3 protein-coding genes are annotated in these 12,370 nt (G+C 45.7%); all 3 read left to right on the top strand.

All coding sequences use genetic code 11. The features are described from left to right. The first annotated feature begins 2 nt into the window (after window positions 1-2). The gene (crtL, locus tag DXY38_RS10680; RefSeq protein WP_115071641.1) at window positions 3-1,226 is read left to right on the top strand and encodes a lycopene beta cyclase; all 1,224 of its coding nucleotides are present in this window, start codon (window positions 3-5) and stop codon (window positions 1,224-1,226) included. A gap of 238 nt (window positions 1,227-1,464) precedes the next feature. Then, window positions 1,465-4,959, top strand: a complete 3,495-nt coding sequence (locus tag DXY38_RS10675) for an autotransporter outer membrane beta-barrel domain-containing protein (protein WP_170952926.1) — start codon at window positions 1,465-1,467, stop codon at window positions 4,957-4,959. 417 nt (window positions 4,960-5,376) lie between these two features. Continuing rightward, window positions 5,377-12,370: autotransporter-associated beta strand repeat-containing protein (locus tag DXY38_RS10670; protein ID WP_170952925.1), on the top strand; the 6,994-nt coding region annotated here is incomplete at its 3' end.

Genomic DNA, 12,370 nt, shown 5'->3' with positions numbered 1-12,370 from the left:
CCTTGGCTGATTGCGCGGATGTGCTGGTGATTGGGGGCGGTCCTGCCGCCCTTTGCATCGCCTCCGAACTGCATCAGCGCGGGGTGTTGGTGGAGGGCATTGCACCGAATCCGGTGGATGCCCCTTGGCCGAACACCTACGGGATTTGGGCGAAGGAACTCGAGCTCTTAGGCCTGGAGGATCTGCTTGAGCACCGTTGGAGCCGCACGATGAGTTTTTACGGTGCTGGTGGCTCAGATTTAGAAGATCAACCCACGCAGCACGGCATGGATTACGGGCTGTTTGATCGCCATAAGCTGCAGCAGTACTGGCTGAGCCATAGCCAGGGGATGACCTGGCACCAAGACAGCGTTGATCGCATCGAGCTGGAGGCTGATTGCACCCGGGTGGATTGCGCCTCGGGGAAGCGGCGCCTGGCCCGGGTGGTGATTGATGCTTCAGGTCACCGATCGCCCCATATCCGCCGGCCAGATCAAGGGCCAGTAGCTGGACAAGCCGCCTATGGCGTGGTGGGTCGTTTCAGCAAAGCTCCGGTGGAGCCAGGTCAATTCGTGCTGATGGATTTTCGTTGCGATCACCTCAGCTCTGAGCAACGCAAGCAACCCCCCACCTTTTTGTATGCGATGGATTTTGGGGATGGGGTGTTTTTCGTGGAGGAAACATCGTTGGCCTTAGCTCCGGCGGTGCCGGAAGCTGAGTTGAAGCAACGGCTGGAGCAACGTTTGGCCAAGGCGGGGAATGCAATCACCGAAGTGATTGACGTTGAACATTGTTTGTTTCCGATGAATTTGCCGTTGCCGGATTTCCATCAGCCGCTGTTGGCCTTTGGCGGTGCGGCGAGCATGGTGCACCCAGCCTCGGGCTACATGGTGGGAGCGCTGTTAAGACGCGGGCCGGGTTTAGCAGAAGCCTTGGCCGCGGCTTTAAAAGAACAACCAGCGATGGGATCTGCTGCTCTGGCACGTGTGGGTTGGCAAGCGCTCTGGCCGCTGGAGATGGTCTTGCGTCACCGCCTGTTTCAGTTTGGTTTAAGCCGTTTGATGGGCTTCGATGAACGGCTGTTGCGCCGTCACTTCACCAGCTTTTTTCAGTTAACTCAAGACGATTGGAATGGCTTTCTGACCAACACCTTGCCCTTGACGCAGCTGATGGGCGTGATGCTGCGCCTGTTTGCGATCTCACCGTGGGATGTGAGGCGGGGGTTAGTGCTCGGTGCGCCGAAGTAAAGGCTGAAAGCCTGCTTCAGTTAAATGACGATTGCTATTTCTAATACAGGATAAGAATGTCGTTTAATTTTTAGTTCCCCAATCTGGATGATTGATCTTGTTATCGATATGAATCGCTGGCAACAACAAGGACTCGGCTTGAGACTCGTAAGTCTTGAGATGTGCTCTTTGTTCGCACTTTTGGGACCATAAAAATAGCTATTTGTGTCTACAATCCAAATCCTTAACTTGGTTCATGATGGTTTCTATCAGTAGCGTCCTCGTTAAAGGATCTCTTTTTGCTCTAATCTTTGCCTCTTGTTGCCAGCAGGTTTCTGCTCAAACTGAAACTTCAAGTGATGTTGCACCTGTAGCCGAGAGTACGACAAGTCAGCCTTCTGCAGGCACTACTGAGTCGAGTGCTGGAACTACAGGCTCTACGACGGGTAGCGCTCAGCCGGAAACAGCTGTAGATACTGGCAATAATGTGGATACAGATACAGATATTGATATTGATTTTGGTTTTGCCGTAGATCCTGGTTTTGGTGATAAACCTAATCCAATTACGGGAAATGCGCCAGGCTTGGTGGATGATTTGAAGTCAACCATCAAGGATTTGAATGACAATAGGCCAACCGTTGGATGGAATGAGGTTGAAGATTTAGAGGATTACTGTGCTGATGATCCTGAGATATGTAAGGCTCCTGTATTGTTTTCAGCTTCCGATAATTTGGATTTTGTTGATAACAATTTGGATTTTGTTGATAACAATACGTTGGTTCCGGAATATTTGGAATCCTCGTATGGTAGCCTAGTTGATTTTCATGGATTCAACACTGGATTCTTGATTAAAAAGAAGTCAGTTATTGTCGTAAATGAAAATCTAATTTTTGGTGGTGCGGAGGCTAATAATAATCATTTCCCGGAAAACTTCTCGGATCTGATTGATCCACAGTTTTCAAGTGTTGGGTTTGGAGCTCTATTGATCACTGATAAGAATTCTTCTTTAGTAGTAAATGAATTTTTGCATTTCTCGACTCAATGCCTTAAATCTAAGGATAAATGCCCTGCGACTGGTGGCAATCAAGAACCCATTGATTCAAACGACTACATAGATATCGGTGGTAAACTGATTGTTGGTGGCGCGAAGGACGATAGAGGAATACGAACATTTGGAGGAAACGATGTTTTTATTGTCAGGCCCGATGCTGTTGTTGATGTCACTAAGGATATTAATTTGGGTGATGGAGATGATCAATTTATTGTTGGTGGAGAGGTTAAAGTTGGTAATGGGCTTCTTCTTGTAGGCGGTAACGATCGGATCCTGAATCACACTGATGGTGTTATCGATGTTAAGGGTACGGTCAATATGGGTGATGGGATTGACTTGATAATCAATAATGGAACCTTGGATGTTAAGGGTACGGTCGATATGGGTGATGGGAATGACTTGATAATCAATAATGGAACCTTGAAAGTCACTGGAAGTATTCAGATGGGCAGTGGTCCTGATTGGTTTGTTGTTAGTGGTATTGGATTGGATGTTGAGGGTATAGTCGATAGAAGCGACTATAGAGTCGATGGTGGTGAAGGGTTCGATAACTTGGTGTTTAGTGATCAAGAAATTTCTAATACTGCTCCACTCGGAGTTGATGTTTCTCAGCAAACTTCTAGTGATCGAATAGATATTAAGGCTGGTGAAGTCGCAGACCGCTATAAGAACTTTGAAGCTGCGATTCAATACAAAGGTAGTTATGAATATCAAGGAGATTTTTCGGGTCTTTTTGAAAAAGTCTCCATCCGTGATGGTGTGATGGTCGTGATGGATACGGATCCTGTTGTTTTTGATAATCTTGAGCTCGAGCCAGACGGAACAATCGTTGTCGGATTGTCTGAATCGGATCCACGAACGCGTAATATCCGCTTTGCTCCAATTACGGTTACCAGCAAGGCGCCCTCGGGAGGTTTCATCTACGAAGGAGGAAAGCTTGTTATCAGTGCTGATAAACAAGATGATCCTCAGGGTACCTATGTTGTAATTGATGGTAATGTTGTTAATGCAGATGCTCTCGCTGCAAATACATCGCTTGTTTATGATTGCGATTTAGACACTAATGCTGATTGCACTCAGGAGGCATTTAGCGGTGTTGGTGAAGAAAATGGTATAGATGCTGCATTAAATGATGTCTATTTGAGGAAGGGTTCGCTTCAGTTAGTTGTTAAGGAGGCAAGCTCGGAGGATAAATTCTGTGATCTTTATCCAACAGATTCCTCCTGCGTGGATTCATTACCTGGTGGCGGTACCCAACCCTTGCCTGGTTGTGAAGAAGATGAAGCACTCTGCGATGTCATTAGTGATGCTCCCGGTCAAGACGATCAAGCACTGCAGCAGGAAGAAGACGTCACTCTTGATGTGATTCAAGACGTTATTCTTGAGACGGTTGAAAAGGATGATCTCGAACTGCCGCTGATTGATTACGGTACTTTGGCGAAGTTAGTTGCATCAGGTTTGCTTCCTCGTAATGTGGATGCAGCAGGGCGCGGATTATTTAATTACAACAATCTGCTAGTGGATACGGTGTTTGACCGTCAGCCGATGCGTCAATTTACGCCAGTCGAAGTATCTGAGGTTGTAGAAGAAGAAGAGCTGGAGGTGATTCCGGTGGAGCCTGCAGTGCAGGAACCAGTGCGTGGGTTGTGGAGTAAAAACGTGTCTTTGGATGATACGGAGGCCGATCAATACCTGCATCAACAGGTGGCTCAAAATGATGCTTCTCAGCCGTCTGATCAAGCGGTCGTTGCGATTGAAGACCAACGCATTGAAATGGATGGCGAATTTTATGTTGAGAACCCGTCGTTGGCTGCTGAGTATGCGGAGCCTGAGGGAGTGCGAGCTTGGTTCCGTGGGTTTGGTGGAACAAGTGGAGCAACAAAAACATCAACGCTCTACAACAACTACAGCTTGAGTGGTGGTGGCGGAACTCTTGGCGTAGATGTGTCTCTGACGCCCACGATTTCAGTTGGCGCTTTTGCTAATTACGGCAATGTTTCAGTGAATCAGTACAGCGGTGATACCGGTGGTGGCGGTTGGAATTCTGATGGTTGGGGTGGTGGTGTACGCGCCGCCTGGTGGACGGAGAATTTCTACGTCCAGGGAATGTTTGCTGGAACCAGTTTCAGCGGAAGCCAATCGCGCAACATCGTCAGCATCACGGATGATTTAGGTGATGAGACTGCTCGTGGTGAGAAGTCAGCGACGAGCTATGCCACAGCGTTGCGGATCGGTGCTCCGTTTGAAGCCGGTGGAATGTTGCTTGAGCCTCAATTCACAGCAGCTTGGACACAAAATCAGGAAAACAGCTTCAGTGAAAATGGTGCCGACAAATTGAATCTGCGTTACGGCAGCCGCACTACGAATTATTTGCAAACTGAGTTGGGAATGAAGTTCTCTTGGCCGATTAATAGTGGTGAAACCGGCCTATGGGTGCCCAGTGTGCGCTTGGCTTGGCTTGGAGATTGGGATCAAAACAATGAATCTCAAAGCATTGGCTACAACTTCACAGACCAGCGCGTGGATGTGCCCTCCTATGAGCAGGATCAACACGGATTGCTTGTGGAAGGAGGTTTGGATTACACGCTGGCCAAGATGAATTCAGGTTCATGGAAGGTGTACGTGCGTGGTGGTGCTGAAGTGTGGGGAGGAGAGCGCGGAACGGATTGGCGCGCGAGCGGTGGCATGACCTGGCAGTTTTGATTGATGTTGTCACCCTTTCAGGTGTTATTCAGATATGGATGAGGTCAGACTCGAGCTTTGTTTTGAGGCTTTGCTAAGCCGTTGGAGCGCCAGGGTTGGCAAGCGCTTTGGTCGCTGGAGTTGGGGTTGCATCACCGCCTGTTTGTAATTTCACCGTGTGAGTTGCGGGGGGAGGGGGGGGTTGGTGCTGGGTGCACCTCAATAGTAAGAAGCGATCGCAATCAGCAAGCTTTGTTGATGCCTGAATCGTTGCATGGGTGGGGTTGTCGCTATTAAAAAACGGATTATCAAATCTTCTCGTCTTGAGACTCGTGATTCTCGTTGATCCCAATCGTGCGCTGATGGAAATGGCGCACGATTGGGATCATTTTCCATGGAAATAGCAAGTAAGTTGGTTGTTGGTGAATTTAAATTGAATTGTCAATTCACTCTTCTAGGAATTTTATCTTCCTATTGGTATTTGCACTGCTGTGTGGTGATTGGGCTGAGCCAGCTAAAGCAAGGGCCGCTGTTGGTGGACATAAGGCACTGAGCAAGCTACTGCCGGATAGTTCGAATGCTTCTACAACAGATATATTGCTGGCCCAGGCTGCTAAACCCAAAAACTTTCCTGACGATCAAAAAATACCTCCGCCAGGGCCAGATACAAAAGATATGGTTACTCTTTGGCAATTGCCAGAAGACTTTAAATCAGTAATTGTAGCTGATAGTGGTGATATTTATGGAATTTACTACTCGGCCTGGAATAGAGAAAGTGAATATGTTCAATTGCCAGGGGTTTTTGGGTCTGGATGGATAGATGGTAGCAAAAATAATAACTATCAACCGTGGAAGGATAATAGTGTTTTAGCAGAGGAGCTATCAGTAAAATATCTGGCTCAGAAGCAATCATTTATGGTTGAATGTGATTCGTCTAAGGATTATCAAACAGGTTGTGTTGATGAAGTTAATGGCAAGAAAGTTAAAAATCTCAATCTCTATGGCTTCTGGAACGGGGGAGGATTTGCCTATGGAGCGATCAAATCAGATCGATCTATTTCACGCCCATCAGGGGGAGAGACTCCTAAAATAGGATATTACTGGAATGGTGAGCTTTATAGTACTAATGGCGGTGATAATTATAAAATACAATTTTTTGCGGGTTGCAAGCTAAATACTATTAATTCATCTGTTTCTGTTTCTGTTTCTGTTTCTGGACTATCCTCGCCTGAAGATTGTAAGAATGGTACTGCTCCTGTTCTTGATGGAGGTAGTCTTAACTTTGATACAAAGCAGGAGTATTCAAGCTCGCTTTACGTCACTAGTAAAGGTGGAAAGATTGATAATAATGGCGAAAATCTTATTTTAGATGGGACGATCCAATCGATTGGAGATCCATCTGATTCGCCTAGCTCACTATTTTTTGAGGGTCCACGATCGACGTCTCTTCAGGGCAATAATTCATACCTCAACCCAACGACAGTCAAAGAGGGTGTTCTTGAAATCACCAATGTCGATGGTTTGGGCTCTGCTGATGCAGGAACCAGAGTTGAAGAGAGGGCCGTTCTGAGAATTACCGTCGATGGTCGGCCAACGCCTCAGGGTTCAACGAGTAATGATGCAAAGATCAATGAAAAAATCACTTTGGCTGGTGGTGAGCTTGATCTGAATGGCAATTATATTGATCTAAAAGGTGGTGTTGTCTTAGAGGCTAAAGATGTTAATTCAACTATTAGGGTTAAAGATGGTAGTACTGAGGTCTTCGCGAGAAGTATCATTTCTGGTAAAGGTGGCCTAATTAAGGATGGAAAAGGCTTTCTCCGTCTTGGAGGTCGCGGACCGCAAACCTATGAGGGAGTAACGATCATTGAGGCGGGTGAACTGCGTTTTGCCAATACCACATCCACCCCTAGTACAACAGAGGTCACGGTAAATCAAGGCGCAACACTGCGCTTGATGGGAGGCTCAGAAACTCCTGGAGGTCTCAATACCGTTCGCTCTATCAAAGGGGAAGGGAGAATCTCATTAAATACAGATGAGGCGCATCTCAGTGTCGATGTTCCGAGTGGTGAAAATCCTGAGTTTAAAGGTTCCATTCTTGGTGGGCCTAGAGGTGATTCTTTAGAAGGAACCTTCATCAAGGATGGCGCGGGAAGTTTAACGCTGTCAGGGAAGAATTCATATGGCTCTTTGATTGTTGAAGGAGGTCAGTTGGATATTAACGGCGAGAATATTTATTCTGATGTTATTAATCCATCTGAGGCTTCAGTATCACTCAGACTTGGACATGACCTATCCGTAAAAGGTGGTAGTGCTTTACGGGTTACCGGCCGTGACTTGGACCCCACTTTTGGCCCGAGGGTACCTGGTGAGGCAACCTCATCTGATGGCACGATTTCTAAGATTGCTTTGCACACTTTGCCTGTCATTGAGTTTGATGATTCAATCAATGAATTAACAGTCGAGAATGGCAGCCTATTGGTGGCGAGTTTTACCGGTGCATTACCGACCGACTATGACGCCTACAAAGATAATTGTAATGAGGGTTCAAATGAGAAAACTTGCTACTCCATTCGACCGCAAATTTCGTTTGGAAATGGCGCCGATTCAATGTTTAACAATGGTTTGGTTGTTGGTCCTGGTGAGGGAGGAACTGGGAATCATTTGCAGCTCCGTTTTGAAGGTGGTAATGACATTCTTAACAACGGCTTAAGTGAGGGGACGGACAGTAGGTCTGGAAGTTGGCTTGGATGTGTGACTGCCGGTGCTGATGAAAAGGGATTTAATGGGTATAAATTCGGAAATACCTGTGCTGTAGCAAATGATGCAACAGGTGAGAAATTGCCGGAGGCAAATATTAAAGATGCCAATAGAAGTTACACAGTGAATGTCTTTATGGGGGGTGGAAATGATAAATTCACCAACCATCAAGCAAGCTATCTCAGAGGTGGCTTTTATGGGGAATCAGGAGACGACACTTTAGAAAATCAGGGTGTAATTCGTGGCAATATTGTGATGGGTAAAGGAAGCGATACGGTTACCTTTCAAGGCGGTCGTGCAGAAAATGATGGCCAATCGAGGGGCCTTGGCGTTATCGATGATCGGCTTGTCTTAGGTAATTCAATCAAGGTTGAAAACGACAATTCTCCAGGAACTGACGTCAATAAGCTCAATTTGTTTGGCAATGCGGTGGTGTCTTACCGCAATTCTTTGGGTTGGGGTGTCGAAGAAACCTCAGGGAAATGCGGTGGTAAACCATCAACAACTGGCCGCAGTGATTATGGCTGTCGTTGGGATGATGGTGGATACAATTACTCAGCTATTGTTGGTAGTAAGGGTAAAGATAATATTTGGGTCAAGAAAAAGAGTGACGGCACCCAGCCTGTTCAGATTTGGGGATCCGTTGAATTAGGCGCTTCAAATGATGCGCTTCGGCTTCAAAATTTTGAGGGCTACGGTGCTGCCCTTCACCTAGTCGGTGATTTAGATCTGGGGACAGGTGATTCTCAAACCATTGTTATTGAAGAAAATGGTAATTTTTCTGTCAGAGCCATTCGTGGCGACAATATTGATTTTCAGATCTCGGGCCTAGCCACCTTGGGTGGTGATTCTGAACTGGGTGTGTTTGCAGCTGATCGTGATGTTGATTTAAAACAAGGCAATACCCTAAGTTCTTATACGGGCACAACCACTGTCAATGAAGGCGGCATGTTGCGTGCTGGCCAGGAATGGAGTTTGAGTTCTAAGTCCATCCACAAGGTGGATGGCACTTTGAAGCTTGGAGATAATACAGAACGAAATGGTAATGAACGACGAGAAGACCAAGAGATTGGTGAGCTGACAGGTGAAGGTTCTGTTAATTTGCAAAACCAATCCCATCTTTTTTATGGTGGCTTGAATGGGAATGTTGAATTCTCCGGTAAAAGTTCTGCGAATGGTTCACTCGTTAAAGTCGGTTCTGGAACAACGACCTTCTCAGGCGAATTTGCTCATACTGGATTCACCAAGGTGAACGATGGTACATTGTTGATTGGAAAAGATACGACAGGAGAAGATGGGAAATTAAGTAAGGATTCAACTGTTCTCCTTGGTGGATCTGGTGGCACTCTTGATTTAGGTGGAACCATTCAAGTCGTTGATAAGATTGAATTGTTTGAGGGAAAAAGTAGTACTCTTAAAAATGGATTTTTGAATACCGGAGTAGTTAATGTTCAAGGTACTGGTTTTATCGATGGTGTTAGAGCAGTTGTAGCAAACACAGAATCAGAATCAATACTTGACCGTAATGGCAATGTTATTGACCCCGGATCCGCACAACTTAAGGTTAACGGTTTTGATTATGATGGCTATTTGACTTTGACTGGAGATAATCACTTTGCAGATCTAGAATTAATAAAGGGAAAGGTTTTATTGGGCTCAGTGAATAAAGGTATTTCAGAGTCTGGTTCTCTTGTGCTTGATGGTGGAATCACAGGCAGCGCTTATAGCGATTCATTGGTACTTCAAGGTGCCTTGACCTTGGATGAAGAGCAAGCAATTGATTTAGGTGGAGGAGATGACCTCTTTCTCATTGGAGCTAAAGGCTCTTTGATTGCTGCCCCACTCGTAGATGCAGAAGCAGACCTAGTAGTAGAAGTGGATTCAGTAGAAACAGATAAAGAAGAAATCAAGAAATTAAAAATTACGATTGATGGTGGAGCCGGTGATCTTGATATTTTCTGGGATGCATCTGGAAATTATTATTCCCTTACTGAATCAGCTGATGGTCTATTTACTGAAAGTGAAGATTCACAATTAGCTGGCAACGTCAAAAACCTCGAACTTGTTGGTGTGGCTGGTCAAGGGATTGCTTATTTCGGTACAACACCATCTTTTGCAACTATTCAGCCAGACGCATCTCCTCCTCCTGGAGAGTATGGATTGATGCTGGGTAGCGTAGGAAAAGATAAAAGCCTTATTGGAGGAGTTGATCAGAAGCTCACAATTAATAGTGGCTATGACTCTGGGGCAACTGACTCATTAATAACAAAAGTCGGGGGTATTTCCCTAGGCAAGGGTGCAGCAACAATTGTAGTGCCAGGAGGAACATTAGAGGCTGGCATTATTTACGGTCGAGAAGCTAAAAGTACGATTGAATTAGGTTCTGCTTTTACTGGTGAGGTCAAGAGTGACGCTTTGAAGTCAGTTGCTAAAGGAAGATTCGACGTAGGTGTTCTCTATGGCTACGACACGATCAATCAGTTGGGCGGGCTGTGGTCTTACAACGGCCAGATGGATCAAACAAACTTGCTTGCTCAGGGTGTTGTTCGATTAGAAGCAGACGATAACGCAACGTTTAAAAGCATCACGGCTCGTGAGCGCTTTGATAAAGATAAATCTCTGTTAGGAATTAATGGCCGATCGGTTATTGCCGTGTCTGGTGCGTTAACGGTCGGTGAGGGTGGAATTCAGGAGCAGGGAACTGCTAGAGCTTCCCTGCTGGTTGCATCACGTGATGGTGCTAAAGCACGTGTATACCTTATAGGTGTAAGTAACTATTCAGGCCCCACCATTGTGGCGCGTGGCGGTTCTCTTCATGCTGATGATAATGCTTTGAGTTCAGTTTCGAAAACTCTGGTTGGAAATGAGGGATCGATTAATATCGACGGCTCACAAGACATTAACCGCCTGTTGATCCGTAAACGTGGTGAATTTATTGGCGGACTGGGTTCGACATTAACTACCAAAAGTATTGTGAATCAAGGTGATATCAGTCTTAACTCACTTGTGATCGAGGATGGCATGACCCGTTTCCTTGATCGTTACATTAACTTTAAGGACAGAAGAGGTGATTCTGTGCCTGTAGAATCACCACTACGTAAAATTGATGCTCAAGGGAGCCTGAAAAATATTGGTGGTTCGATCAGTCTCAAGGGTGATTTGAAGTTCATAAGCTCGGGTGATGCCGGTGGTCATGCCCTACTTAATCTCACTACTGGTGGTCTAAAGACTAAGGAAATCAGTTTGGCAGCGATTTCAGCAAATTCAATTCAATTTAGTGATAAAAATGATGTATTGATAAACTCTGGTTTTGTTCAAACGACTGGAGCCTCTGGGATTAATTTTGGTGGTGGTAACGATCTGGTGCTTACGAAAGGTGCCTTTAGCATTGCGAGCGGAAGTAAAATTGATGGTGGTGACAAATTAGACACCAGCAACTGGAAACCGGGTAATCGCTCCATTACTGGTTTAAATATTTTCAAAGCTTATGAAGATCCTGGCGTCGTTGAAAGTGATTTGGAAAACTGGGCTGCAATCAAATTGGGATCTGATCAAGACTGGCTGTTTCCCCAAGGCGGTGAATGTCGGGTGACAGGTGTTGGCAATATTTACAGCAAGGACACTGTTTGTGTCGGCTTAACGGGACAGAAACAAGATCAATTTGTGCAAATTGACTCTGGAGCAAGGCTTGATGCAGGTGTGATTGCTTTAGGTCGTGGGTCTTCCAATACGATTGAGGTGCGTAATGGCGAATTACATGCAATCTTGATTGAAGGTTCTCCTGGTCAAACAGAGAATGCAACGAATGATCGTTTGCTTCTCGGTGATGGCAGCGGTAGTAGTGGTGAGCTCATTGTGGGAGCAATTACTGGATTTGATTCCATGGAGCAACGCGGAGGTACTTGGAGTTATGCCGTGAATGGTGTTGATGATCCCCAAGTCAAAGAGCGTTTGATTAAAAGTGGGCGCCGTACAGCAGAAGAACTTGATGAGATGGGCTCCTTCCCTGCTTTTACGGGGTACGGAATTGCCAAGATTGCACCAGTAGAAATCACTGGTCGTAACAAGAAACAGAAGACGGTCCAACGTGCAGCATTTGCCCGCATTGAGGGAACAAATCCTGAACTTCCTTTGCAAGTTCAAAATATTGATTCTGAATTAGAAGTTACCGAAGGCATTTTTGGTAATGCTTCATTGAGTACTTCTGGTAATACATTGCTCAATGGGGAAAGTAGTTACACAGGCCCTACCACGATTCAAAGTGGAGGTGAATTAAAGGCAGGAAATTCTCTTGCATTGAGCCCTCTCTCTGAGATCACGATTGAACCTGGAGGTGTTCTTGATCTTGATGGTTACGATAATAAAATCTTTGGACTGTCTGGTGGAAGTCGGTCAGCTTCTGATCCTGGCATTGTGAAACTTAGTACAAATTGTCTTGAAGATGCAGCTAATTCCTGCACAAAGGATTTGCCAGGAGGGATTTTATCTGTTTCACGAGGAAACTTTGATGGTGTGATTGAAGATGTTCCTGATAGTTCAGGTGCGTTGATTAAGTATGGCTCCTTTCGTGACATCCTAACTTTAGGTGGATTAAATCAGTATTTTTCGCCTACATTAATTCGTGGCGGCGTCCTAAAAGCCAGCGCTGATCAAGCTTTGAGTCCAAATTCGC

The organism is Synechococcus sp. UW179B, assembly GCF_900474245.1.
Classification (GTDB): domain Bacteria; phylum Cyanobacteriota; class Cyanobacteriia; order PCC-6307; family Cyanobiaceae; genus Synechococcus_C.
This window is presented reverse-complemented; position numbering and strand designations above follow the sequence as displayed.